Source organism: Cnuella takakiae, from assembly GCF_001953305.1.
Classification (GTDB): Bacteria; Bacteroidota; Bacteroidia; order Chitinophagales; family Chitinophagaceae; genus Flavisolibacter; species Flavisolibacter takakiae.
The window spans coordinates 3,207,630-3,232,831 of record NZ_MTFE01000010.1 but is presented as its reverse complement, the minus strand read 5'-3'; the positions used below and the strand labels follow the sequence as shown (position 1 = coordinate 3,232,831).

The following is a 25,202-nucleotide window of genomic DNA, read 5'->3' as shown; positions in this document are numbered from 1 at the left end:
ATAAATACAAACTCCGGCGTTGATTGTTTGCAGCTAACTTTGCCACTTCATTAACAGTACGCACATGACCGAACAAGATATTCTCAAAGCACTCAGCAACGTACAGGAGCCCGACCTTGGTAAGGACCTCGTTACGTTGAACATGGTACGCGATCTGAAAATTGATGGCAACAACGTAAGCTTTACCATTGTGCTTACCACCCCTGCCTGTCCGATGAAAGACCACATGAAAAATGCTTCCGAAAACGCCATCAAAATACTGGTGAACAAGGAAGCAAAGGTTACGGTCAACTTTACCTCGCAGACAACCACTTTGCGTGCCGATAGAAGCGGCGCCCTTCCCGGCGTACGCAACATCATTGCCGTAGTGAGCGGTAAAGGTGGGGTCGGCAAAAGCACCGTATCTGCCAACCTGGCCCTGGCCCTTGCACAAGGTGGTGCCCGTGTTGGTTTGATGGATGCTGATATTTACGGCCCTTCGGTGCCCATTATGTTTGGTGTTCGGGGCGAACGCCCCATGATGAAAGACATGGGAGGAAAAGGCGTGATCGTTCCGCTGGAACGTTTTGGCATGAAGCTGATGAGCATTGGTTTGCTGGTGGATGAAAAGAACGCCGTTGTGTGGCGTGGCCCCATGGCCAGCAGTGCCATCCGTCAGTTTGTTACCGATGTGGATTGGGGCGAACTCGATTACCTGGTGGTGGACATGCCTCCGGGCACCGGAGATATCCACCTGACCCTGATGCAAACTGTGCCGGTAACGGGTGTAGTAGTGGTAACCACGCCACAGGATGTGGCCCTTGCCGATGCAAAGAAGGGCATCGCTATGTTTGGACAGGCGCAAATGAATGTCCCCATCATTGGATTGGTGGAGAACATGAGTTACTTCACACCTGCTGAACTGCCCAATAACAAGTACTACATCTTTGGCAAAGAAGGTGGCAAACGACTGGCAGAAGAATATGACCTGCCTTTCCTGGGCCAGATTCCGCTGGTGCAAAGCATTCGCGAAGGTGGCGACCAGGGGGTACCCATCCTCATGACCAGCGAGGAGCTTACCAAACAGGCTTTCTACGACTTCGCTGGCAATGTTGCCCGAAGCGTTTCCATGCGCAATGCAAGGATGCGTGGAGAGGAAATTGCTGAAGTGGTGGAGTAAAACTTAACCGGTAACATAAAGGTTTACATAGAAAATTTGATATGGCTCCTGCAGGGGAGCCATTTTCATTTGGTCAACATGCTATTTCAACACAGCATCAAATCAATCGTAAACCTGAACCATCATTTCTTATAATGACCCAAAAGCAAACCTTAATCCATTAAGCTTTGATTGTTTCGATTTTATAAGTTTTAAAAAGAGCCGGTGCCTCTTGTACGGCTACTGTAATACGATGCGTCAGTACAAGTGCGTTTTCCAAAGCCCTCCTTTTATTATTACTTCCTTCCCATCTGCCGTGTAAACAACGCCAGAGAAGCTGCCGCTAATCTCCTTTGTTTGGTGGTTGTAGCTGATGATATGCATACGGAAAGGTTGTGAGGACCGGCTTTCCAGCATATGCTGGTTGCCCACATGATCATAGTAGTACATACCAGCCTTAGGTATGTTATAGCCTGTAATATTACGGTCTAATTTATCAGGTGCCAGGCTTGCCGTGATCACCAGCCCTGAATCGAGCGAACATAGGGAGGGACCAAAAAAAGTAAATGCTTCACGTGTGGACGACAGGATAGCAGTATCAATAATGCCGCAAAGCAAAGTGTTGCTTAGCTGAAAGGACCATTGGTTCGTTTCCAGTTCAGCTGCGCAACCGGTGCAGGTTACCAAGTTTGAAAATGGCCCCCCAATACCTGAATCAGGAAGCGGTGCTGGTGGCTGCAGGATGAGGGTTGTATCGCTTCCTTCAAGGCTATATTCCCGCGAGCAATTGGTTGTACACAACAAAGCCATCAGAGCGGATAGACAAACCTGGACCCAGATGTATTTGTATCTACGCATAAAAGCTGCTTGCTCTTGTAAGTTAGTAAAGGCTGCAAAGAAAAGTCCCGGCTATGTGCCGGGACTTTTAAATCAGAGTACTTTCAAATCCTGCAGCAAGGCTTTGATGGCAACTTCCAGTTGCTGGTCCTTGCCTTTTCCAACCCCTTCCTTATCATTTGCCACCTTGATATCAGGTTCCGTTTGCAGGTTTTCCAGGTAGCGTCCCTGTACATCTTTAACGCCGAGCGGTGGCACACCCCAGCGGATGCTTTCATCCTGCAGGGTTTCCCAACCGGCAAAAGTGCAGGTGCCCGGTACAGGCATACCTACCAGTTTACCCAACTTCAGATCCTGGTACGAAAAAGCAAAACAGTGCCCGTCGCTGTAGTTGCTTTCGTTCGCCAGCGCAATCGATGGTTTGGTCCAGCGGAAATTGGGTTCAAAACCAGCAGAGCGACTGTCGGTAGTATAATCCAGGAATTTCTTTCCACTCAGAAACATGGCCAGGTCGGCAACAAGGTCGCCACCCCCATTGTTGCGGGTGTCAACAACTAGGGCTTTGCGGCCGCTGTATTTACCCATCACCTCTTCATAAAAGTTGCGGTAAGCGCCATCATTCATACCCGGAATGTGCACATAACCCAGTTGTCCATTACTCAGGCGATCCACTTCTTCAGCATTGCGGCGCACCCAACGCTTGTACAACAGCAGGTTTTCTTCTGCTGGAGTTATCGGTTTTACAATCAGTTCTCTTTTGCTGCCATTGGCATCCACGAGGGAAAGCAATATGTTCTTGCCCGCTTTGCGGTTTAGCAGGTAAGCCCAGTCCTTATCCGAAGGAATGGCCTCCCCGTCGATGGCCTCAATGGTGGTACCAGCCTGGATATTCATTCCGGCCTTTTTCAAGGGACCCTCGGCCAGCACTTCGGCGATCTTCAGCCCTTTGCCTTTATAGTTGTAATCGAAAAATGCCCCCAGCGATGCAGTGGCATCGGCATTGGCTACCGTGTTTACAAAAGAAGCACCTGAGTGCGACACGTTCAGCTCGCCCAGCAATTCGCTGAGCATTTCTGCAAACTCGTGGTTATTGCTGATATGCGGCAGGTAGGCTTCGTAGTCTTTTCTTAAGCCTTCCCAATTGATGCCGTGGTAACCCGCGGTGTAGAAGGTCTTCTGGGTACGGCGCCATACATGTTCCAGCATAAAGGCCCGCTCGGCGGCAACATCCAGCATCAGGTCGCCGTTGAGCGCAACGGTTTCCGGCTTGGGACTGCTACCCGAAGGATCCAGCTTCATGATCTTGCTGTCGGCAAGGATGAACAGTTGTTTTTGGTCTTTATCCCAATGCATTTCCGCGCTTTGCGCATCCATGGGTACCAGCATCTTGGTTTCGCGGGTGCGCAGGTTGGTGCTCCACAAGTTGAAGCCTTTTTCAAATTTCGCCAGGTAGTACAAGGTTTCGCCATCTTTAGATATTTCCATATCCGAAGTGTTGGCAGAGTTGATGGTCAGCCGGGCTTTTCTTGTTTTCAGTCCTTCCCAGTCGATGGGGACAGCCACTTCCTTCTTTTCCTTTTTGGCGCTGTCTGCCTTGGCGGCCTTTTCTTCCTGTTCTTTCACCAGTGCATATTCTTCCTTGTCCAGCTTAAACTTATCGTAGGCAGCCTGGGTAAAGAACATACCATACACATCACTCTGCGCTCCGCCGCTGGCTGCCTGTGCACGGAGGCCATCACGGGTAGACTGCCAGATCATCATCTTGCCACCGGCTACCCATTTTGGTGCATAGTCCTGGAAGCCGCTTTCCGTAAGGTTGATTTTCTTACCGGAACCGTCGGATGCAATTACACCCACCTCGCTTACCGCGCTGCCGGGCTCGGTATATTCAAACAAAATGTATTTACCATCGGGGCTCCAGGTAAAATACTGGTCGTTGTCGCGCATGGAAAACCACTCGTTGGTGGTGAGCAGGGTACGTGTTTGCTTCGATGCCAGGTTGTACACCTTCAGGGTCATCCGGTCCTCCACAAATGCTATTTCCTTGCCGTCGGGGGAAAACTGGGGCTGGTAAGCTTCCTTGCCATTATCGATGAGGGTTTCTTCCTTCACCAGGGCGGCAGCAAAGAAATAAGGGTCTTCCTTACGCTCCAGCGTGGCACGAATGATCTTCCAGCCTCGGCCTCTTTCGGAGGCATATACCAGGCTCTTGCCATCGGGTGCAAAGCTTACCCCGCGTTCCTGCTCGGATGTGCTGGTAATGCGTTTTGCCGAACCACCATTTACCGAAGTGGCGAACACTTCACCCCGGTAGATAAAGGCCAGTTCCTTGCCGCTGGGCGAAACGGAAAGGTCGCGAATGCCCCGGCTGATAGCAAGAATGCGTTCGTTGTTTGACTTAACATCATATGGTATCTGTACGGCCAGCTTTTGCGGCTGTGCTCCCGGCTTTTGGGTGTACAAATGCCCATCGTAAGAAAAACTAAGCGTTCCATTGCTGGCGGCACTTAAAAAGCGAACGGGGTGCTTTTTAAATTGGGTCACAGCTTCACCTTTGCCGCCACCGGCAGGCATCTTGTGTACGTTGAAAGTGCCGTTTGCTTCGCTGAGGTAATAAATTGTTTTTTCCCCATCGGCAAATACAGGGTTGCGGTCTTCACCGGCAAAACCCGAAAGCTGCGTGTGCTTGCCGGTTTGGCTGTCCCACTGCCAGATGTCGCGTGCCACGGCCGACACATGGTGTTTGCGCCAGCTGTTTTCGCCACCCTTTTTATCGGTATAAAGCATGTAGCGGCCATCCTTGCTCCACTTAACGTCTTCGGCAGGAGTAGTTAGCACCTGTTGCACCTGACCACCATTGGCATTTACGGTGTACAACTCGGTAAGGTAACCCGCTGGGTAAAGCCTGTTTTCAGCAGCATCCTGCCGGGCACCCCCAAAATAAACCTGCTTGCTGTCGGGCGAGAAGGAATAAGGATACTCGTTAGCACTGTGAAAAGTAAGCCTTACCGCTTCACCACCGGTGGCAGGAATGCGGTAGAGGTCAAAATTGCCGTAACGATCGGAGGCAAATACAATGCTTTTACCATCGGGGCTCCACACCGGCATAAAATCATGGGCTTCGTGGAGGGTCAGCGGCACCGCAGTGCCCCCCGTAGCTGCCACCTTGTAGAGGTCGCCTTTGTAGGTAAAAACAACAGTACTGCCATCGGGAGAAATGGATGGATAGCGCATCCATGAAGGTTCGGTTTGGGCCTGGGCAGCAAAGGATAAACCTGTTGCCAGCAGGGCAGAAGCGATGATGTTTTTCAGCATATGAAACTTAAAGTGCGAAAGTTACAAAACCATGTAATGCAGAACCGTTAAACATGCACGCTCAAGAATTTATAATGTTTAAAAAACGCAATGGCATGGTACAGCACCTTGTAATTGTTGCAAACCTTTCATCTTTGTGGCTCAACACAGATTGATATGCACCTTTCTTTAACCGGTAAAACAGCCCTTGTTTGCGGCAGTACGCAGGGCATTGGCCTGGCCACAGCCCAGGAACTGGCATTGCTTGGCGCCAATTGTATTTTGCTTGCCCGCAACGAAGCGGCTTTGCAGTCGGCAATGGCTTCACTGGATGCATCCCAGGGGCAGCAACACCAGTATGCGCTGGCCGACTTCAGCCAACCAGAAGCTGTGGTGTCCGCCATCCAGCCGTTTATTTCCAATGGCCTTATTCATATTCTTGTCAACAATACCGGCGGACCTGCTGCGGGAGCTATCGTTGATGCGGAAGCCACTGCCTTTGAACAGGCATTCCGGCAGCATATTTTGGTAAACCAACTGCTCACCCAGGCAGTTTTGCCGGGGATGAAACAGGAAGGGTTTGGCCGGATCATCAATATTGTATCTACCTCAGTAAAGATTCCCCTCCCCAACCTGGGTGTTTCCAATACCATCCGTGCGGCTGTTGCGGGCTGGGCCAAAACCATGGCCAACGAACTGGGCCAGTTTGGCATCACAGTAAATAACGTGCTCCCTGGCTTTACTGATACCGCACGCCTGCAAAGCCTTATTGCTCATACGGCAAAAATGCAGGGCAGGAGCGAGGCCGAGGTGCGTAAAGGCATGCAGGACAGCGTTCCCGCCCAACGTTTTGGGGAAGCCTCAGAAATTGCTGCGGTGGCTGCCTTTCTTGCCAGCCCGGCTGCAGCCTATGTAAACGGCACCAGCATCCCAGTGGATGGTGGCCGAACGGGAAGTATTTGAGTTGGCGGTTTGGAGTTTGGTGTTCAGGGTAGGGATGATGTTGCCTTTAGGTGTGAAAAATAGCTTGAAACTAAACATTCATGCAATAACCTTTTAGCTTTCAAGCCACCCTAAACAAAAAACCAAAAACCCTAAACCCCCAACCCTCAATCCTCCTTTGGCATCCTGCTTGCAGCCTGGTTATAAACCTTTAACTATGTCAAGAGACCATGTAGGCGCACCAGGAGATGCACATAAGGAGCAACACAACACGGGCAAACCCACCAAGTTGGGCCCCGAGGATATGAAACAGAACGAGGAAATGACAGAAAAGTACACCGAGGATGACAATGATGTAAAGGAGAAGATCCGCACCAACCATCCCAACCGGAACGAACGCATGGATAACGGGAACATTTAGCACATCCTTTCCTGAAAAGGCAAAAAGGTATTCCAATCGGGATACCTTTTTGTATGCCGCCAATACGGGAATGTTTTTCCAGTTTGCAGCCAGTGCTCTTTCTTTGCCGGATGCAATTAAAAGCCGACGCCCATTTTGCACAACACCTCGATGCAAGTGATCCTTTGAACAGGTTCCGCAGGGAGTTCCTGATTCCGGAACGGGCAGGCAAGGAACAGGTGTACTTTCTGGGCAACTCCCTTGGCCTGCAGCCAAGGCGTACCAAAGCGGCCATGCAAAAAGTACTGGACCAATGGCAGCACTGGGGTGTTGAAGGCTTTTTTATGGGAGCGGAGCCCTGGTTGCAATACCACGATCAACTGGTACAGCCGTTGGCAGCCGTTGTTGGCGCATTGCCCCAGGAGTTGGTGGTGATGAACAGCCTGACGGTAAACCTGCATCTCCTGCTTGTTAGCTTTTACCAGCCAAAAGGAAAACGCAATAAGATTCTTTGCGAAGCCAAAGCCTTTCCTTCCGATCAATACCTCCTGGAAACCCATGTGCGGCAAAGAGGGCTGAACCCTGAAGACATTATCATAGAAGTGCAACCCCGCAACGGTGAAACCCATATCCGCACCGCAGATATCCTTGCTGCAATAAACAATCACCGCGATGAACTGGCCCTGGTGTTCTGGGGTGGCGTAAACTATTACACCGGGCAGCTGTTCGACATGCGGGCTATAACAGCGGCTGGAAAGGCTGCAGGTTCCTTAGTTGGTTTTGATTTGGCACATGCTGCCGGCAACGTGCCCCTCGAACTGCACCGCTGGAATGTAGACTTTGCTTCCTGGTGTTCGTATAAATACCTCAACTCGGGTCCCGGTGCCATAGGCGGTGCCTATGTACATGAACGGTACCACCATGATCCCAACCTGCAACGCTTTGCAGGTTGGTGGGGCTATCAGAAAGAAACCCGCTTCCTCATGCAAAAAGGGTTTGTTCCCATTACTGCTGCAGAGGGCTGGCAACTGAGTACGCCTTCACCCATTTTGTATGCAGCCCACCAGGCCGCTTTGGACCTATTTGCGGAAGCGGGTATGGAGGCCATCTTGGAAAAAGGTAAATCGCTCAGCGACTATTTGTTGTACCTGCTGGAAGTAACTGGTGTACTGGCTTCAGGAAAACTACAGGTACTAACGCCCATGGATGCTAAAGGCTGCCAGGTTTCCTTGTTGATACCTTCAACCGGGAAGGCGGTATTCCAGCAGCTTACCGATGCCGGGATCTTTGCCGATTGGCGTGAGCCTGATGTGATCAGGGTGGCACCCGTGCCCCTGTACAATACCTATTCCGAAGTATGGCATTTTTGCCAGGTGCTCAAAGAAGCCTTATCGGTATAATGGCTTGGTGGAAAATAGGAAAACCTTAGTTCCGTGATTCCTTTTTTCCCAAACCCCGATATTTGCCCGCATTATCCTCACCGTTCAGTACTAAATACATGACCCGCCAGCAACTCACCGAGCAGATTTTTTCCAAGGGTACTTATCTCTGTGTTGGTCTTGATACCGACCTCACAAAAATACCGGTGCACCTGCGCCAGCATCCGGATGCGCTGTTTGAATTCAACCGCCAGATCATCGATGCGACAAAAAACTATTGCGTAAGCTATAAGATCAATACGGCATTTTACGAAGCCTATGGCGTAAAGGGTTGGGAAGCGATGGAACGTACCGTAGCCTATATTCCCAAAACCCATTTTACCATTGCCGATGCCAAGCGCGGAGATATTGGCAATACCTCCACACAATATGCCCGTGCCTTTTTTGAAGCCATGGATTTTGATGCCATCACCGTTGCGCCATATATGGGTGAAGACAGCGTGCGGCCCTTTTTGGAATATGCGCACAAATGGACCATCGTGTTGGGCCTGACTTCTAACGCAGGGGCTAAGGACTTTGAATTGCAGCAGGCTGGTGAAGGCTTTTTGTATGAAAAAGTGCTGACCACGGTGGGCAGTTGGGGTAACCCCGATAACCTGATGTTTGTGGTTGGCGCCACCCAGGCCGATGCTTTTGCAAATATCCGCAAGCTGGCGCCGCAAAACTTTTACCTGGTGCCGGGTGTAGGTGCCCAGGGTGGTAGCCTCGCAGATATTTCACGGGAAGCAATGATCAGCGATTGCGGGTTGCTGGTGAATGCCAGCCGTGCGGTCATTTATGCATCCACAGCAGAAGACTTTGCAGTGCAAGCAGGGGCAGCGGCCCAAACCTATGCCGCAGAAATGCGCAGCTATTTGCCTGCAAAAGCTTAGCGCCAGGTACATCAACTGATAATTTTTGTGGACCCATATTTTTCCACAAACGTGCATTTTACATTTATTGCGAAAGCTTCAAATCACTTAACTTGACGCCGCCGGAATGGTCCGGCGGTTTTTATTTATTCTGATCCTTCACATGAGAATTGTTTTTTCCCTGCTGCTGGCAACCCTTTTCCAGCTTGGTCTTGCACAACAAAGTCCAACACCAAACTATCGCCAGGCAGCCCGCTTTTCGCCCAAAAAATTGGAGAAATTGATTTTCTCCACCAACGTTGATCCACATTGGCTGAAGCAGTCTGACCGGTTCTGGTATGAGTACAGCACCTCCAAAGGCAAAAACTGGTACCTTGTTGATCCAAGGACCGCTACCAAGCGGCCCTTGTTTGATACTGAAAAACTGGCAGCAGCCATTACTGCTATTGTAAAAGATCCTTTTGATGCACAGCACCTCAACATCGATAGCCTGCGTTTTGTAAAAGATGAAAACTGGGTACAGTTTGAAATCAAGAGCTCGCTGGAAGAAGAGAAAAAAGACAGCACCGCAAAAAAAGATGGCAAAAAAGACAAGAAGACCTTCTTCTTTGAATACAATATCAATAACGGGCAGTTGGTACAGCTGACCGAGTTCAAAAAGCCTAAACGCAAACCATCCTGGGCATCCATTTCTCCTGACGGACAAACCATCCTGTTTGCCCGTCGCTACAACCTGTACATGATGGACAAGGCCAACTACGAGAAGGCCTTGCGCAACGAAGACGATAGCACCATTGCAGAAACCCAGCTCACAAACGATGGCGTGGAGTTTAATGGCTTTGGTGAAAGCTATAGTGAAACCAATGTGGAAAGGGAAAAGAACAAGGATAAAAGAAAACCTGTTTTTGTATACTGGAGCCCGGATTCAAAACAATTTACTCTTATCCGCACCGATAGCCGCAAGGTGAAAGATTTGTGGGTGATCAACTCGGTAGCCGATCCGCGCCCCACCCTGGAAACCTACAAATACCACATGCCCGGCGAAAAGGATGCACCCATTCCACAGGTGTTGCTGTTTAACCGCGATACAAAGCAACGCCGCGAACTGGACATCAAACAGTTTAAGGACCAGGCCATCAATATCTGGAATGCACCTGCCAAAGCAAGCAGCCGGGATGATGATTTCCGTCCCAATATCTGGATGGGTACTGCCAGCAAATTTTACTTTACCCGTACCAGCCGCGACCTGAAGCGTGTGGACCTTTGTGCCGTTGACATCAATACCGGTGCGGTACAGCAGGTGTTGCGCGAGGATATGAACACCTACGTGGAAACCCGTCGTCCTGCATTGGTAAATGCAGGTGCTGAAGTCATCGAGTGGAGCGAACGTGATGGCTGGGCGCATTTTTACCTGTACGATGGTAATGGTAAACTGAAGAACCAGATCACCAGCGGATCTTTCCATTGTGAGGACATCGTGGGTGTAGATGAAAAAGCAAGGGTGCTTTATTTCTCTGCCAATGGCCGCGAGCCAAAGGAAGACCCTTATTACCTGCACTTATACCGGGTAAATTTTGATGGCAGTGGCTTGCGTTTGCTGAACCCCGGTGAGTTTGAGCACGACATGAACATGAACGACAGCCGCAGCTTTTTCGTAGACAACTTTTCAAGGGTAAATACCGTTCCCCGCTCTGTGTTGTACAACAGCGAGGGCCGTAAAATCATGGACCTGGAGACTGCCGACCTGAGCCTGCTGTTGGCTGCCGGTTACAAGTTTCCCGAGGTGTTTTCGGTTAAAGCTGATGATGGCACCACCGACCTTTATGGAGTACTGTACAAGCCTTATGATTTTGATAGCACCAAGAAATACCCCATCATCGAGTATGTATATCCCGGCCCGCAAACAGAGTCGGTGAACAAAGCCTTTGGCCGCAGCATGGACCGCATCGACCGCTTGGCGCAGGTAGGCTTTATTGTGGTGACGGTAGGCAACCGCGGCGGACACCCCAGCCGCAGCAAATGGTACCACAACTTTGGTTATGGCAACCTGCGCGATTACGGCCTGGCAGATAAGAAAGCGGCCGTTGAGCAACTGGCCGACCGCTATAAGTACATCGACATTGACCGGGTAGGTATTCATGGCCACTCAGGGGGAGGATTTATGAGTACCGCAGCCATGCTGGTGTACCCCGATTTCTTTAAAGTGGCGGTTTCCAATGCCGGCAACCACGACAACAGCATCTACAACCGTTGGTGGAGTGAAAAGCACCATGGGGTGAAAGAAGTTGTAGGCGAAAAGGGCGATACTTCCTTTGTTTATGCCATCGACAAAAACCCCGAACTGGCTAAAAACCTGAAAGGGCACCTGATGCTTACCCACGGCGACATTGACAACAATGTACACCCGGCCAATACCATCCGTGTTGCCAATGCACTGATCAAAGCAAATAAGCGTTTTGACCTTGTGCTTTTGCCCGGCCAGCGTCATGGTTATGGCGATATGACCGAGTATTTTTTCTGGCGGATGGCAGATTATTTCAGCGAACACCTGTTGGGCAAAAAAGAATTTGCTGTAAACATTGAAGAAATGGACAGGGAAGTAGAAAGGAAAAAGTAGTTGGAAGTTGATAGTTCAAAATTTTGACCTGCTAATTGGTGGTATTGGGAACCATCAAGCATAAACTTCAACATAGTTATACATCAGAAAGGCGCAAGTGGTACTTGCGCCTTTCTGATGTATAGTGCTAAACCAAACTTTCGGGAAGAGGGGACTAGGCTGTTGTTGCTATGGCTTCTTTGTAACCCACCATTTCTTCAATCTCATTGATGCCCTCGCTCAAACCATTGTTGAAAGCTTCAAATTCTTGTTCGGAGAACTTCATTTGTGGAAGTATGTTTTTGTAGTAGGCAATGCCTTCCTGCAGGTTGCGCACAAAAGCTTGTTGCTGTTTGGTAAGCGGGCTGCCATTCAGTTGTTCCCGGAGAAATGCAAGGTATAGTTGCAGCTCTTTAATAAACATATGAGGCCTGTTACCATCAGGAAGAATATTGGTGCGACCATAGATATGGTCAGCCATCTCCAGTAGCGTTACCTTCCTGTTGAAATAGGCGATGTTTGGTCCGGGACAAACCGTAACACCTTCCTGTCGTTTGAGTGCCGGTAGTTGGTACGATTTGATGGCTGCATTGATCAGGCCAACACACAAGCACTCCTTACTGAACAAAGCCTCTTTTTGTTGTTCTTTTTCTGCTGCTGCAATATCTGCTGCATCCAGTTGTTTCAGTTTCAACTGCTGGTATTTTAGGGAGGCACTGCAAATGGGTTCGGTGGTAAACTCCGTGTTGGAAACAAGGTGCTTTTCGGTACAAGGGCTGCCGGGTTTACCGGTAAACACACGGGCCTGCTTTTCCTGTTCTCCACTTGTGCCCTTAAGGTAATGGAAACGTACACCCAAAGGGGAGTTGTTACTCAGTACTACGTCCTCTTCTTTGGCTTGGCACAATTGACCGAGGGTTTCTGCATCTACGGTAGTGGCCTCAGGGCAAAGCAGGAAGGGCGTACCCCAGCCGGTGCTTTCCATGCCATAATGGGCAAGCAGGAATTCCGCCTCCGATGCAGTGCCAATACCACCCTGTACGGTATACCGAATGGGATGGGGCTTGTCGTAAACTATACCGCCACGTGCCTGTACAGCGGGTTGGTACAGGGACCAAAGGGCCGATGCCAGTTCCTCTTTTTTAGCAGCAAAGTCCTGGAGAATGGGACCCAGCAGGAAACCATCGGTAGCAAAAGCATGACCACCGCAGTTAAGCCCCGATTCAATGCGGAACTCACTCACCCAAACGCCTTTTTTTGCCAAGTACTTGCCTTGAATGAGGGCTGAGCGGTAGTCGCTCACCTTGATTACTATTTTCTTATTAAACTGTCCCCATCCCTGTGCATCCAGCTCGCGGAAGCTTTCCAGGTAGTTGTACAACCTTGGGTTGAGACCGGCAGAAAAAACTATGGAAGAATGGGTAAGATTGCTGGCAACATATCCGCGCAGCGAAGCCAGAGCATCTGAGCCATTTTCAATCAATTGCCCTGCCGCATCAAAATTGTTTTTGTCCACCTTGGTCATGATGTTGACATCAATGGAGCCTGGTACAACCTGTTGGCGGAGCCACTGTGCCTGTGCTCCTTTTTTATCCGCATCTGTTGCTGCAAGCATATCCAGGTAGGCCTTGCGTAAAGGACTACTGGAAGGCAACAATTCAAAGTACTTGGTGAGCTCGGAGCCGGGAGCAAAATCCTGTGCTTTGATTGCAGCCACCTGTTCGTGCACCAGTGTTTGCACCAGGTTGAGGTAATCGGTGATGCGGCGTGCCCGGTAGTCGGGTTCATTGCTGTTGATGGGAATGTATTCGCGGCCACTTTGTGGATAATAATGGCGGCGCATCAGTTCGATCAGCCGGTCCTCTACAATAGACAGGACGGAATCTATGCCATAGCGGGCAACCTTTAGGGGCGTATCAACAGTATACGCCAATCCCATAACGGGAATATGAAATTGGTGAGGAGCAATCATGCCGAGCAATTGGTTTGAGCGCAAATAGAAGGTTTTTGCAAACCTTACATTATGAGGAAAGTCAGTTAGGTGCAGGTGCAAAGTGTTACTGATTCATCCACCTATTGCTTATGAAAAAAATCCGGCAGCAACACCTATATGAAACGGTGTTCCCTAATCAGCAATTGTTAAAACGGTTACTAAGACCATCCTTATTGGTGGCAGCAACATTTTTTTAAGAAAGCGGATCACAATTTTACAGCTGCTCTTTTGTTATACTTCTATTATTACTCCTATGATACAGGTTTTACTTGCAGCCAGTTTATTCATGCAAACAATTGCGGGTCCTGGTCCGGGACCGAAAACTTCAGGTCCGGAACCACTTAACAAAACCGGCGTGCTGCGCCTGGTGAATGAGATCAGGAGCAAAGGCTGCCAGTGCGGCGATACCTGGTATGGGCCTGCAGCGCCCCTGCTTTGGAACGACCAACTGGAAGCTGCTGCGCAAAGCCATAGCGATGATATGTTTACCCGCAAGTATTTTGCGCACCGCTCACCTGAAGGTAAGAATGCGGGGTTCCGCATAGAGCAGGCAGGATACAAATGGATGTCTTATGGCGAAAACATTGGGATGGGGTACCGAGATGAGGCCGAAGTGGTAAATGCCTGGAAAGGCAGTCCTTCCCATTGCAAAAACCTGATGAATGCCAACTTCAAGGAAATGGGTGTTGCCCGCAACGGGCAGTACTGGACGCAAACATTTGGCAAAAAGTAATCCTGTTGCTATTTCCCAAATCACGATTCATTCTGATTGGGACCAACCTCACAGGTTTTTAATTTAGCCTGTATTTGGTTATTGAATATTCCTTAACTGGTTGTCCCCCTCTATATCTCCGAGAAAAAGCGTGTGGACGTGTAGCCTTCCCTTGCTTATGTGATAATTGCACCTTACTTGTTGCGGTTGGTAGCAGGTCAGTTTCTTTTCTTTCGTAATCCTCCATACATCTGATCATGGGTATTTGCTATTTCAGAATGCCCCGAAGGTCAGGTGGCCTTTTACAGACCTTAAGACCCAGGGGATAGATCAAGTAAAGTTTTAAACCCTTCTCTTTGTTATTTGATCTTCTCCATTTTAATCTCCATCGTTAAACGATAATTTTCCCCCTTTCCATTGCGCCAATGCTTCTGTTTCCTTTATCAGCTTTCCATGGTATTGCGTATTACATTTGTAGCAGCGGGCTGGCACCTAGCAAAACAGGGCACCGCCTGTTCACATAAACACAAACGATCACCCATATGGCTACCGACCAATTTCAGTCACCCGATTATTTTCTGGTAGATGAATTACTTACCGACGAACAAAAACTGATTCGCGAGACAGTACGTAATTATGTAAAAAAGGAAATCTCACCCATCATAGAGGACTATGCGCAGCGGGCCGAATTTCCCACGCAGATTGTTCGGCAATTGGGTGAGTTGGGTTGCTTTGGGCCTACGGTACCTGTAGCATATGGCGGTGGCGGACTCGATTATATTGCTTATGGGTTGATGATGCAGGAACTGGAACGGGGCGACAGTGGGGTGCGCTCTACCGCTTCGGTTCAGGGATCCCTGGTGATGTTCCCGATATATGCATACGGCAGTGAAGAACAAAAGCAGAAATACCTGCCCAGGCTGGGTTCGGGTGAATGGTTGGGTTGTTTTGGCCTCACCGAGCCGGATCATGGATCCAACCCGGCGGGGATGATCACCAATATCCGGGATGCCGGCGACCATGTTATTTTAAACGGCGCCAAGCTCTGGATTTCCAATGCACCCTTTGCACAGGTAGCAGTGGTTTGGGCCAAGGACGAAAGCGGCGATGTACGTGGTATCATCGTAGAAAGAGGTATGGAAGGATTTAGTACCCCCACCACCCATGGTAAATGGAGCCTCCGCGCATCGGCGACCGGTGAACTGGTATTTGATAATGTAAAAGTGCCCAAGGAAAACATCCTGCCCAATGTAAAAGGTCTAAAGGGACCACTGAGTTGTTTGAGTAAGGCCCGATATGGCATTGCCTGGGGCGCACTGGGTGCAGCCATGGATTGTTACGATACCGCCCTGCGATACAGCAAGGAGCGCAGCCAGTTTGATCGGCCCATAGGTGGTTTTCAATTACAGCAGAAAAAGCTGGCTGAAATGATCACAGAGATCACCAAAGGACAACTGCTTAACTGGCGCCTGGGTGTACTGATGAACGAAGGCAGGGCAACCCCGCAGCAGGTGTCCATGGCCAAGCGCAACAGCTGCGAGGTAGCAGCCAATATTGCTCGGCAGGCCCGACAGATGCTGGGGGGTATGGGCATCACCGGCGAGTACTCCATCATGCGCCACATGATGAACCTCGAAAGCGTTATTACATACGAAGGCACCCACGACATTCACCTGCTGATAACAGGTATGGATGTTACGGGTTTGAATGCTTTTAAGTAAACTCCCTGTACCCCTGAGGGGGAACTTAGGTACAACATCCCTAGATATTCCAAAGTCTTTGGCCAATAAAATAATCGCATGGAAAACATTACGAACAACAAGGACAATTCCGGTCTAAGTTCCCCTTTGAAGGGGACAGGGGGTGGCATTTATCTCATTGGTTTCATGGGTTGTGGCAAATCCTATTGGGGCAGGCAACTGGCCCAGAAACTTCAGGTTCCATTCCTCGACCTCGACGAACAGATCGAGGACATGGCTGGTAAAAAAATAGCTGAAATCTTTGCCGTGGATGGCGAGGAGTTTTTCCGCAGGCGCGAAAAGGAAATGCTGATGCACCTCACTGAATCTACGCCGGCCTTTGTTATGTCCACCGGTGGCGGCACGCCCTGCTTTTTCAACAATATTGATTACATGAACCGGATGGGAAAGACCATCTGGATCAACTGCTCGGCCGAGTGTCTTGCCGAACGCCTGAAAGGGGAGAAGGAAAAACGCCCCCTGATCAGCACCTTGGATGATGAGCAACTGAAGGCCTATATCGTGAAAAAAGTAGGCGACCGGAAGATCTTCTACCAGCAGGCACGCGAGGTCATTTACGAGGACCAGTTAAGCCTGGATAATTTTTTGGATAAAATCTTAAATACAGAAAACAAGAACTGATGAACGGAAAACTTATGATGGTGCTGGGCAGCCTGCTGGCAGGTTTGGGCGTGGTACTGGGTGCTTTTGGCGCACATGGATTGAAAAAGCTGGTAGCGCCTGAAACAGTGGGCACTTTCCAGACCGGGGTTCAGTACCAGATGTACCATGCTTTTGCACTGCTGGTTGCGGGACTTTTGTGGGAGCGGCTTGCAGCAACTTCCAGCCTCAGCTGGGCTGGCTGGAGTTTTATCATCGGCATTCTCTTGTTTTCAGGTTCCCTCTATGCACTGGTGATGCTGAAAGCCACCAACAAAGTTGGGTTGGGCGGCATTGGTATAATTACGCCTATTGGTGGTTTGTTCTTTATAGCCGGGTGGGTGTTCCTCGCCCTGGCACTGATGAAAAGGGCCTGAACTATTTGCAATCAAAACCCTGGTAAAGCCAGGGTTTTGATTTTTAATCTGAATTTCATGCTCCTGATTAGGCCCCAATAGGTTGGCGGTAAGGACTAAAAAGTTTAACCGGTAATACTTTTTACTTACACATGATTAGTGTTTGAGTTACAATTCCTTAGCTATAGCTTTCCCGATACACTTATGCCTTTTTTTTACCCTTTGAAAGGCCCCTGCTACCATCCCTGAACCTTATCTTTGCCGACATGGCAAATAAGCTGAAAAAGCCCGCTCCGCCTAAGCCGGCTGAAAAGCCCGTGAAGAAAGAAAATCCCAGGCCTGTAACAGAAAAACTGAAGCAGGACCGGGAAGAGCAGGTAGACCTGAAAAAACTGGCCAAAGATGAACGTACCTGGAAAATTATGGGTACCGTGTCGCTTTTGGTGGCTATATTTTTATTTCTTGCCTTTATATCATACTTCTTTACCTGGAAAGAAGACCAGGATAAACTCATGAGCGAGGACTCTTTCCTCCTCAACGATGAATTGCATGTGGCCAACCTGTTGGGCCGCCTGGGTGCCTGGACCGCCCATGGGTTCATTTACAATGGCTTCGGCGCAGCATCCCTGCTTTTCTGCACCTTCTTTTTCGTACTGGGCATCAACCTGCTCACCAACCGCAAAGTGTACTCACTGTGGCGCAACCTGCGCTATGTAACTTTTGGCCTGGTCATCGCCTCAGTATGCTTTTCTTTTTTGTTTGGCGGTTCCGACTTTCCTTTTGGCGGCAGGGTAGGGGATATGATCTCCAATTGGATGAGTGCTTTTATGGGAAGTGTAGGCACGGCGGTCATCCTGCTTGTTGTGGCCATCAGCTACCTGATCTGGCAGTTCAATCCCACCTTTAAAATGCCTGAGCGTAAAGCTAAACCTGTTGTTGTGGAAGAAGAAGAGGAGGAAGAGGAAGAGGAGGAACAGGACCTTCATTTTTCTGAAATGGACAGCAGGGCCGCCGCACCGCTTGCGCAAAAATCAGGTACAGCACCCAAAGCGGTGTTGGCTGAAACCAGGCCCATGGTGATGCCTGAAATGCAAACACCTGAACCCAAAGCCAATGCCTTGAAGGGCGATATTCCACTTACCCTGAATGTGCCCCAGCAGGAGCAGGCAGCTTCCGCATTTGCACTGGTGGAAAAGGAAACCGAATATGCAGCACCCACCACTTCGGTGATCCAACCAGCTATGGGAGCTGAACTGCTTGAAGACTTTTCAGGTCATGCGGCAATGGATACGGCCGAAATGTCCAAACCTGCAGCGCCGGTTGTCATCATGCCCAAAAGAGCGTTCAAACCGGAAGCTGAGTTGGTGATCAATAACCCGGTAGCTCCTGAATCGCCTGCCATCGAGGTGACCGAACCGGAAGAAGATTTTGAGCCGGAAGTATCCCAAAAGCCGGAGCCTTTCTTCGAGATCAAACAACCGGAACCCCTGCCCGAAGTTACCTTCGAGATCAAACAAGCAGAACCTGAAGTTCCGGAATCTGATTTCGACGGAGCCGGGCGCCAAAAGGATTACAGCGACCTGCCACCTTACGAACCTACGCTCGACCTGCGCGACTACAAATTCCCGGTGCTGGAACTGCTGGAAGCCCACGGTTCGGAGAAGATCGTTCAGGATGCAGCCGAACTGGAGGCCAACAAAAACCAGATCCTGAGCACACTTAAGAACTATAGCATTGAAATTCAGAAGATCAGCGCAACGGTTGGTCCAACAGTAACCCTGTATGAAATCGTACCCGCCGCTGGTGTGCGTATTTCCCGCATCAAGAACCTGGAAGACGATATTGCACTCAGTCTTGCAGCATTGGGTATCCGTATCATTGCCCCCATACCGGGTAAAGGCACCATTGGTATTGAAGTGCCCAACGTAAAGAAAACGGTTGTGAGCATGCGCACCCTGTTGGCATCGGACAAATTCCAGCACAGCAATTTCAGCCTGCCCATTGCCATTGGTAAAAAGATCGACAACGAAAATTTTATTGCCGATCTCGCCACCATGCCCCACCTGCTGATGGCGGGTGCTACCGGCCAGGGTAAATCGGTTGGTTTGAACGCCATCCTGGTTTCACTGCTGTATAAAAAACATCCTTCGCAACTGAAGTTTGTATTGGTGGATCCGAAAAAGGTGGAACTGAGCGTATACCGCCATATCGAAAAACACTTCCTGGCTAAACTGCCAGGGGAAGAAGAAGCCATCATTACCGATACCAAGAAGGTGATCAACACCCTGAATGCCCTTTGTATCGAGATGGACAACCGCTACGACCTGCTGAAGGAAGCCGGTACCCGCAACATCAAAGAGTACAACGAGAAGTTTACCAAGCGCAGGCTAAACCCGCAAAAGGGTCACCAGTACCTGCCCTTTATTGTGCTGGTTGTGGACGAATTTGCCGACCTGATCATGACCGCGGGCAAGGAAGTGGAAATGCCCATTGCCCGACTGGCGCAGCTGGCCCGTGCCGTTGGTATCCACCTGATCATCGCTACCCAGCGTCCTTCGGTTAATATCATCACCGGTACCATCAAGGCCAACTTCCCTGCACGTATTGCTTTTAAGGTTTCTTCAAAAATTGATAGCCGCACCATCCTGGACGCAGGTGGCGCCGAGCAGTTGATTGGTAAGGGCGACATGCTGATTTCCTACAATGGCGAGATCGTTCGTTTGCAGTGCGCCTTTGTAGATACCCCTGAAGTAGAAAGGGTAGTGGATCATATCGGCGTACAACGTGGCTACTCGCAGGCCTTCCTGCTACCCGAGTACGTGGATGATAAGGAAGTGGAAAAAGGCGGCGACCTGGATAGCGGCGAACGCGATCCCCTCTTTGCCGATGCGGCACGCCTGATCGTTCAAAACCAGGTAGGTTCCACTTCGCTGATCCAGCGCCGTATGAAGCTGGGGTACAACCGGGCAGGCCGCCTGATGGACCAGCTGGAACGAGCCGGGGTGGTAGGGCCCAACCTGGGCAGCAAGGCCCGGGAGGTGCTGTTCAAGACTGAGCACGAGTTGGAAGAGTTTTTGGAAAACTTTGGTTAGGAATGCGTTAAGAACCCTAACATTCAACAAAGCCGGTACGCAACTTGCCCAAATGGTGGCGTCATGGGGTTATATTTGACCCGATTTATTGAAGGATAAACCGGCCTTTGTCAGCAGGCAACAAGAAGCTGTCCTACTGCTGGTTTATGAAAACATAATTTACCAATGAAAAAAATGTACGCATTCGTACTGCTGCTTGCCTCCTTTGTCAGCGTGCAGGCCCAAACTAAAAACGATCCTGAAGCCAAGAAAGTACTGGACGCAGTAAGCGCCAAATTCCGCACTTTCAAATCCCCTTCCGCTACTTTTACCTACCAGGTGGAAAATGCACAGGGTAAGGTATTGAGTTCCAAAAAAGGCCAGGTGAATATGAAGGGCAACAAGTACAAAGTAACCATGGGTGGCCTGGAGATTTTTTCTGATGGCCGTACTTCCTGGAACTTTGATAAGGGCGCCAATGAAGTAACCGTTTCGGGTGTTGACCTGGGCAGTTCGGCTATGACACCCCAAAAACTGTTTACCAATTTCTACGACCGCGATTTCCTGTACAAAATGAACGGGGAGAAAAAAGTGGCCGGCAAAGCAGTTCAGGAAGTAGAGCTGACACCAACCGATAAGTCAAAGCCTTTCCATAAAGTATATGTGCTGGTAGACAAGGCCAACAAAACCATTTATAGCGCACGCTTCCTGGAAAAAAGTGGCAACCGCTACAGTTATACCATCAATTCGCTTGCGCCAAATGCAGCTGTTACCGATGCAGCCTTTGTATTTGACAAAAAGAAATACCCCGGTGTTGAGGTTGTTGACCTTCGATAACCCTGAATGCTTTACTATTTAGCCCTGCCTTGTGCGGGGCTTTTTTTATGCCTTCCAAGCAGTAGATGAAAATTTAATATTGGAGAAGCTTTACCCGGGAAAGCTAGGTACAGACTTTGCACCTTGCTAAGCTTTGCTAACCTAAAAACAAGAGATTATGTTGCGATTGTTTGTATGTGCTGCCCTTGCAATAGGCGTATTTAGTTGTACCTACGGAAGTAATGATACCGGTTCGCAAGCCAGCGATACCAGCTCGGTAGCTTCAGGCGCCGATGATATGGGTAGGGATGGAACCGGTACTACAGGGATGACTTCTGGTGGCGATACTACGGGTTTGGATGTAAGTGCGGTACAGCCGGTTGATTCCACCGATACCACCCGCCCCAGTGCCGCAGAACGTGCACCCGATACAAAGCGGGGCATTGGTACCGAAACACAAACCGGTGTCGGCAACAAACCTACAGGGCAATAAGCTTCCAGGAATTTCTTGCAAAAAAGGAACGGCTGGTGCCGTTCCTTTTTTTATTGATCCTGCTGTTGCGAACCGTCCTGAACACTTTGCTTTTCACTGCGGATTCGCGCAGTGTCTTCTTCCTTTTCAATTGCCTCCTGCCTTGGATCCTGATCCTGTTTGGTTACACTTGCAGGTTGATCCGCAGGCTGGTGCAGGTTTGTTTTGTTGTCTTGCTGGTTCATAAACGTGGGTTTTATTTTACGTGAAAGTCAAGCGACTTGCTAATGAACTGGTGCTTATCAATATCATAAACATCAGAATGGGATAGGATGTGCACCTTCAGGTTGGATACAGAAATGGGCATTCCACCCTTTATATTGGCTACATTGCTATGGGTGATTTCCCGGCCGTCGATCAGCACTACGCTGCTGCTGCCAATGGCTTTTAGGCGGTATCCTTTTTCTACAATCACACCCGTATCTTCATCCAATCCAATGCCGAGCTCGTTTGGCTGGTTGGTAATTGCCTGTGCAAGCCTTCCGAACCGCCCCCTGGTATCGAAGTGGGTATCTATTATCACATTTTGCATAAATCCGAACCCGATGCTCAAACGCACTTCCCCTTTCAGGTAAGCTTTATCATCGGGTCCGCCACTGATCATGGTATGGCTCATGGCAGCTGCGCCTGCACTGGTGCCGGCAACAATAAAATATTCCTGGAAATAACGCTCCTTCATACGGGAAATAAACTGGGTACCTCCCAGGATGGAACATAAACGCAACTGGTCGCCTCCTGAAAACAGGATACAGTTAGCCTGCTCCAGTCTTTCCAATACTTTGGGCTGGTCGGCTTCCTCGCGCTGCACGATCTTTAAATGCCCCACGTAGGCGCAACCCAGCTTTTTAAAAGCCTTCTTATAGATCCTTCCTACCTCTTCAGGAATGGAGCTGGCAGTGGTGACCACTTCAATTCTCGGCTCTTCTTTTTTACCCGCCAGTTCTACAATCCTATTCAGGATTCCTTCTTTAAAAAAATCAAGGCGGTTAATATCAGCTCTTTCCGCTTCTATACCCTTGTCCTCAGCCCCACCTACAGCAATCAAAATACCTTTTGGAAGACTCATGTAAATACGTGCAAAAAACTTATGCCATTTACCTTTCTGAGTATCAACGTATGTTAATGAATATGGCACAGAATTTCCTCTAGACTTGAACATATACCTAGCCGTATGAAAGTTCTGAAACTGAAAACATTGAATGGACCAAACTTTTGGTCAATACGAAAAACACAGCTGGTGGAAATGCTGCTGGACCTGGAAGAACTGGAAACCCAACCCACCAATTTGATTCCCGGTTTTGGCGAAAGACTGGAAGCCTTGATGCCCAGCCTGTACCGCCACCAATGCAGTGAAGGGGTACCCGGGGGCTTTTTCCTAAGGGTAAAAGATGGTACCTGGATGGGGCATGTTATTGAACACATCGCTTTGGAAATGCAAACACTTGCGGGTATGGATGTAGGCTTTGGCCGCACCCGTGGCAATGGTGTTGAAGGGCAATACCATGTTGTTTTTGCCTACCAGGTAAAACAGGCCGGCTTGTATGCCGCCACCGCTTCAGTCCGCCTGGCAGAAGCCCTTATTGCAGGCAATGCCTACGACCTTGAAAGTGACCTGGAACAACTGCGGCATTACCACGAACAATACAGCCTGGGTCCCAGCACCTGGAGTGTAGTGGCGGAAGCCCGTAAAAGAGGTATCCCGGTGATGCGGCTGGATGAAGGTGCCCTGGTGCAATTGGGTTATGGCAGCCAGAAGAAGCGGATTGAAGCCACCCTTACCGGTGATACAGGCATCATAGCCGTTGAAATGGCAGGCAATAAGGACCGCACCAAAAAGATCCTGGAGGATGCCTTTGTGCCGGTGCCACGCGGGGTGGTTATTTCCAGCCAGGCAGAACTGGAACAGGCGATAGCAGAAGTAGGTTACCCGCTGGTGGTAAAACCCCTTGATGGAAACCAGGGAAAAGGTGCCACCACCAATATCCGCAGCATTGGCTGTGCACAGGATGCATTCATCAGGGCGCAGGCCATTTCCAAAGATGTGATCGTGGAGCAATTTATTGCTGGATGCGATTTCCGGGCCCTGGTGATCAATTACCAGTTGGTGGCAGTGGCGCAGCGCACCCCTGCTGCGGTTACCGGCGATGGCAGCCATAGTATACGGGAGTTGATAGACCTGGTAAATGCCGATCCTCGCAGGGGAAATGGCCACTGCAAAGTGTTATCTAAAATTGAGATCGACGCTGCTACAGTAGAGATCTTAACCAAGCAGGGGCTCAGCCTGGACACGGTACTGCCCGAAGGAAAAGAGTTATGGCTAAAAACAACGGCCAACCTCAGCACCGGCGGCACGGCAGCAGATATAACCGACTCGGTACATCCAGCCAACAAACTGTTGTTTGAACGCATTGCCCGCAATATAGGGCTGGACATTTGCGGCATCGACGTGATGGCGCCAGAACTCCATTCCCCAATAGCTGAGAACGGTGGTGCTGTCATCGAAGTAAATGCCGCCCCCGGTTTGCGGATGCACCTGGAACCCACATCCGGTAGGCCCCGAAATGTGGCCGAGCCTATAATAGACATGCTGTTTCCCAATGGCAGCAATGGCCGTATTCCGCTCATTGCCGTTACGGGTACCAACGGAAAGACTACCACCTCAAGGCTGCTGGCCAGCATGGCAAGACAAGCGGGTTACCAAACTGGTTTGACCACTACCGATGGTATTTATATCAACGGCAGCCAAATTTATAAAGGCGATTGTGCAGGCCCGGCATCAGCACAGGTTATTTTAAAAGATTCCTCCATTGAATTTGCCATTCTGGAAACAGCCCGCGGTGGCATTCTCAGGTCTGGTTTGGGTTATGACCAGTGCGATTGCGCCGTGGTAACCAATGTTGCAGAAGACCACCTGGGCATCGAAGGCATCAATACCATTGAACAACTGGCAAAGGTAAAATCGGTGGTGCCGGAAACCGTAAAGGCGGATGGCTACGCGGTGCTCAATGCCGATGACGACCTGGTATATGCCATGCGGCACCGGGTAAAATGTAAGGTGGCCTTGTTTTCCATTTACCCCGATAGCGTACGGGTGCAGGAGCATTGCGAAGCTGGCGGACGAGCTGCCATCCTGGATGAAGGATACCTGATCATCAGGGAAGGCAACAGGTTATTGCCCATTGATGAAGTACAGAACATTCCCCTGACCATGGGTGGAAAAGCCCAATTCAATATTTACAACGCTATGGGTGCTGCACTGGCGGCTTATTGCACGGGTGTAACCATGCCCGCCATCAGGGCTACCCTCCGCAATTTCCGCAACAGCGTGCAAAATACCCCCGGCAGGTTGAACGAGTTCAACTTCGGCGACTTTACCGTACTGGTAGATTATGCCCATAATGTGCATGGACTTAAAGCTGTAGGACAGTTGGTGCATGCCCTACCTGCTACCCGCCGTATTGGGGTCATTGCAGGTATTGGCGACCGCAGAAGCGAAGACATTGTAAACCTGGCAACAGAGTCTGCAAGGATCTTTGACGAGATCATCATCCGCCAGGATGAAGACCTGCGCGGCCGGACAGAGTTTGAAATCTCCTCGCTTTTGCGCAGCGGTATTCAAAAGGTGGCACAGGATAAAAAGGTCAATTATTTTTCCAACGAACCTTCGGCCATCGACCATGCGGTAAGCTCGGCCACACCCGGCTCGCTGACCGTGATTTTTGTGGACAATGTAAAATCTGTTTGCGAACGGGTGCAGGAACATTTAAACAAGTATAAAGAAGCAAGAACACAAATGCGGGCTGCTGTCTAGGATGAAATCTTTCAG

The 25,202-nt window shown here is 49.8% G+C and carries 19 protein-coding genes; 14 read left to right on the top strand and 5 right to left on the bottom strand.

Features of this window, described 5'->3' with window-relative positions; translation table 11 throughout:
• Positions 1–64: 64 nt before the first annotated feature.
• Positions 65–1,159 carry an Mrp/NBP35 family ATP-binding protein gene (locus BUE76_RS14030; RefSeq protein ID WP_073047210.1) on the top strand — a complete coding sequence of 365 codons (1,095 nt, stop codon included), beginning with the start codon at positions 65–67 and terminating at the stop codon, positions 1,157–1,159.
• Between the two features lie 237 nt (positions 1,160–1,396).
• On the opposite strand, the gene BUE76_RS14025 is transcribed toward BUE76_RS14030, so the two are convergent.
• A complete protein-coding gene (locus tag BUE76_RS14025; RefSeq protein ID WP_073047206.1) occupies positions 1,397–1,948 on the bottom strand; it encodes a hypothetical protein in 552 nt (183 codons plus the stop codon).
• A gap of 120 nt (positions 1,949–2,068) precedes the next feature.
• Positions 2,069–5,290, bottom strand: a complete 3,222-nt coding sequence (locus tag BUE76_RS14020; protein ID WP_073047203.1) for a S41 family peptidase — start codon at positions 5,288–5,290, stop codon at positions 2,069–2,071.
• A 156-nt stretch (positions 5,291–5,446) separates the two neighbouring features.
• Here BUE76_RS14020 and BUE76_RS14015 point away from each other — a divergent pair, with 156 nt between their 5' ends.
• From BUE76_RS14015 to BUE76_RS13995, 5 genes are all read left to right on the top strand, one after another.
• The gene (locus BUE76_RS14015) at positions 5,447–6,232 is read left to right on the top strand and encodes an SDR family oxidoreductase (protein ID WP_073047201.1); all 786 of its coding nucleotides are present in this window, start codon (positions 5,447–5,449) and stop codon (positions 6,230–6,232) included.
• 196 nt (positions 6,233–6,428) lie between these two features.
• Entirely contained in the window at positions 6,429–6,632 is a 204-nt protein-coding gene (locus BUE76_RS14010; RefSeq protein ID WP_073047199.1) for a hypothetical protein, read from the top strand.
• 110 nt (positions 6,633–6,742) lie between these two features.
• A complete protein-coding gene (kynU, locus tag BUE76_RS14005; protein ID WP_073047196.1) occupies positions 6,743–8,011 on the top strand; it encodes a kynureninase in 1,269 nt (422 codons plus the stop codon).
• 62 nt (positions 8,012–8,073) lie between these two features.
• Positions 8,074–8,922, top strand: a complete 849-nt coding sequence (gene pyrF / locus BUE76_RS14000; RefSeq protein ID WP_245798418.1) for an orotidine-5'-phosphate decarboxylase — start codon at positions 8,074–8,076, stop codon at positions 8,920–8,922.
• Between the two features lie 142 nt (positions 8,923–9,064).
• The gene (locus BUE76_RS13995; RefSeq protein ID WP_073047323.1) at positions 9,065–11,518 is read left to right on the top strand and encodes a S9 family peptidase; all 2,454 of its coding nucleotides are present in this window, start codon (positions 9,065–9,067) and stop codon (positions 11,516–11,518) included.
• A 154-nt stretch (positions 11,519–11,672) separates the two neighbouring features.
• Here the strand turns inward: BUE76_RS13995 and BUE76_RS13990 are convergent, their stop codons facing one another.
• On the bottom strand, positions 11,673–13,469 hold the full coding sequence (locus tag BUE76_RS13990; RefSeq protein WP_073047191.1) for a hypothetical protein: 1,797 nt from the start codon (positions 13,467–13,469) through the stop codon (positions 11,673–11,675).
• 307 nt (positions 13,470–13,776) lie between these two features.
• On the opposite strand from BUE76_RS13990, the gene BUE76_RS13985 reads away from it, so the two are divergent.
• The 7 genes from BUE76_RS13985 to BUE76_RS13955 all read left to right on the top strand — a co-directional run bounded on the left by BUE76_RS13985 (position 13,777) and on the right by BUE76_RS13955 (position 21,337).
• Positions 13,777–14,223 carry a CAP domain-containing protein gene (locus BUE76_RS13985; RefSeq protein WP_158069975.1) on the top strand — a complete coding sequence of 149 codons (447 nt, stop codon included), beginning with the start codon at positions 13,777–13,779 and terminating at the stop codon, positions 14,221–14,223.
• A gap of 521 nt (positions 14,224–14,744) precedes the next feature.
• Positions 14,745–15,923, top strand: coding sequence for an acyl-CoA dehydrogenase family protein (locus tag BUE76_RS13980; RefSeq protein ID WP_073047185.1), 1,179 nt, complete (start codon positions 14,745–14,747; stop codon positions 15,921–15,923).
• Positions 15,924–16,001: 78 nt separating this feature from the next.
• Entirely contained in the window at positions 16,002–16,583 is a 582-nt protein-coding gene (locus tag BUE76_RS13975) for a shikimate kinase (RefSeq protein WP_083596676.1), read from the top strand.
• A complete protein-coding gene (locus BUE76_RS13970; protein WP_073047182.1) occupies positions 16,583–16,978 on the top strand; it encodes a DUF423 domain-containing protein in 396 nt (131 codons plus the stop codon). The genes BUE76_RS13975 and BUE76_RS13970 overlap by 1 nt, the downstream gene beginning before the upstream one ends.
• A 245-nt stretch (positions 16,979–17,223) precedes the next feature.
• Positions 17,224–20,049, top strand: a complete 2,826-nt coding sequence (locus BUE76_RS13965; protein WP_073047179.1) for a DNA translocase FtsK — start codon at positions 17,224–17,226, stop codon at positions 20,047–20,049.
• Positions 20,050–20,214: 165 nt separating this feature from the next.
• Complete coding sequence (locus tag BUE76_RS13960; protein WP_073047176.1) at positions 20,215–20,865, top strand: LolA family protein; 651 nt, start codon at positions 20,215–20,217, stop codon at positions 20,863–20,865.
• A 157-nt stretch (positions 20,866–21,022) separates the two neighbouring features.
• Positions 21,023–21,337, top strand: a complete 315-nt coding sequence (locus tag BUE76_RS13955) for a hypothetical protein (RefSeq protein ID WP_073047173.1) — start codon at positions 21,023–21,025, stop codon at positions 21,335–21,337.
• 50 nt (positions 21,338–21,387) lie between these two features.
• Here the strand turns inward: BUE76_RS13955 and BUE76_RS24520 are convergent, their stop codons facing one another.
• Entirely contained in the window at positions 21,388–21,561 is a 174-nt protein-coding gene (locus BUE76_RS24520) for a hypothetical protein (protein WP_158069974.1), read from the bottom strand.
• 11 nt (positions 21,562–21,572) lie between these two features.
• Positions 21,573–22,442 (bottom strand): cyanophycinase, encoded by an 870-nt coding sequence (locus BUE76_RS13950; protein ID WP_073047170.1) that lies wholly within the window; start codon positions 22,440–22,442, stop codon positions 21,573–21,575.
• Between the two features lie 105 nt (positions 22,443–22,547).
• On the opposite strand from BUE76_RS13950, the gene cphA reads away from it, so the two are divergent.
• A complete protein-coding gene (cphA, locus tag BUE76_RS13945; RefSeq protein ID WP_073047167.1) occupies positions 22,548–25,187 on the top strand; it encodes a cyanophycin synthetase in 2,640 nt (879 codons plus the stop codon).
• Positions 25,188–25,202 lie beyond the last annotated feature (15 nt).

What these genes read in the sequence shown, in the direction of transcription:
- BUE76_RS14020 (WP_073047203.1), bottom strand. Translation starts at nt 5,290, where the DNA reads ATGCTGAAAAACATCATCGCTTCTGCCCTGCTGGCAACAGGTTTATCC.
- BUE76_RS13985 (WP_158069975.1), top strand. Translation starts at nt 13,777, where the DNA reads ATGCAAACAATTGCGGGTCCTGGTCCGGGACCGAAAACTTCAGGTCCG.
- BUE76_RS13950 (WP_073047170.1), bottom strand. Translation starts at nt 22,442, where the DNA reads ATGAGTCTTCCAAAAGGTATTTTGATTGCTGTAGGTGGGGCTGAGGAC.
- BUE76_RS14010 (WP_073047199.1), top strand. Translation starts at nt 6,429, where the DNA reads ATGTCAAGAGACCATGTAGGCGCACCAGGAGATGCACATAAGGAGCAA.
- BUE76_RS14030 (WP_073047210.1), top strand. Translation starts at nt 65, where the DNA reads ATGACCGAACAAGATATTCTCAAAGCACTCAGCAACGTACAGGAGCCC.
- BUE76_RS24520 (WP_158069974.1), bottom strand. Translation starts at nt 21,561, where the DNA reads ATGAACCAGCAAGACAACAAAACAAACCTGCACCAGCCTGCGGATCAA.
- BUE76_RS13990 (WP_073047191.1), bottom strand. Translation starts at nt 13,469, where the DNA reads ATGATTGCTCCTCACCAATTTCATATTCCCGTTATGGGATTGGCGTAT.
- BUE76_RS13975 (WP_083596676.1), top strand. Translation starts at nt 16,002, where the DNA reads ATGGAAAACATTACGAACAACAAGGACAATTCCGGTCTAAGTTCCCCT.
- BUE76_RS14015 (WP_073047201.1), top strand. Translation starts at nt 5,447, where the DNA reads ATGCACCTTTCTTTAACCGGTAAAACAGCCCTTGTTTGCGGCAGTACG.
- BUE76_RS13960 (WP_073047176.1), top strand. Translation starts at nt 20,215, where the DNA reads ATGAAAAAAATGTACGCATTCGTACTGCTGCTTGCCTCCTTTGTCAGC.
- BUE76_RS13995 (WP_073047323.1), top strand. Translation starts at nt 9,065, where the DNA reads ATGAGAATTGTTTTTTCCCTGCTGCTGGCAACCCTTTTCCAGCTTGGT.
- BUE76_RS14025 (WP_073047206.1), bottom strand. Translation starts at nt 1,948, where the DNA reads ATGGCTTTGTTGTGTACAACCAATTGCTCGCGGGAATATAGCCTTGAA.
- BUE76_RS13980 (WP_073047185.1), top strand. Translation starts at nt 14,745, where the DNA reads ATGGCTACCGACCAATTTCAGTCACCCGATTATTTTCTGGTAGATGAA.
- BUE76_RS13965 (WP_073047179.1), top strand. Translation starts at nt 17,224, where the DNA reads ATGGCAAATAAGCTGAAAAAGCCCGCTCCGCCTAAGCCGGCTGAAAAG.
- kynU (WP_073047196.1), top strand. Translation starts at nt 6,743, where the DNA reads ATGCAATTAAAAGCCGACGCCCATTTTGCACAACACCTCGATGCAAGT.
- cphA (WP_073047167.1), top strand. Translation starts at nt 22,548, where the DNA reads ATGAAAGTTCTGAAACTGAAAACATTGAATGGACCAAACTTTTGGTCA.
- BUE76_RS13955 (WP_073047173.1), top strand. Translation starts at nt 21,023, where the DNA reads ATGTTGCGATTGTTTGTATGTGCTGCCCTTGCAATAGGCGTATTTAGT.
- BUE76_RS13970 (WP_073047182.1), top strand. Translation starts at nt 16,583, where the DNA reads ATGAACGGAAAACTTATGATGGTGCTGGGCAGCCTGCTGGCAGGTTTG.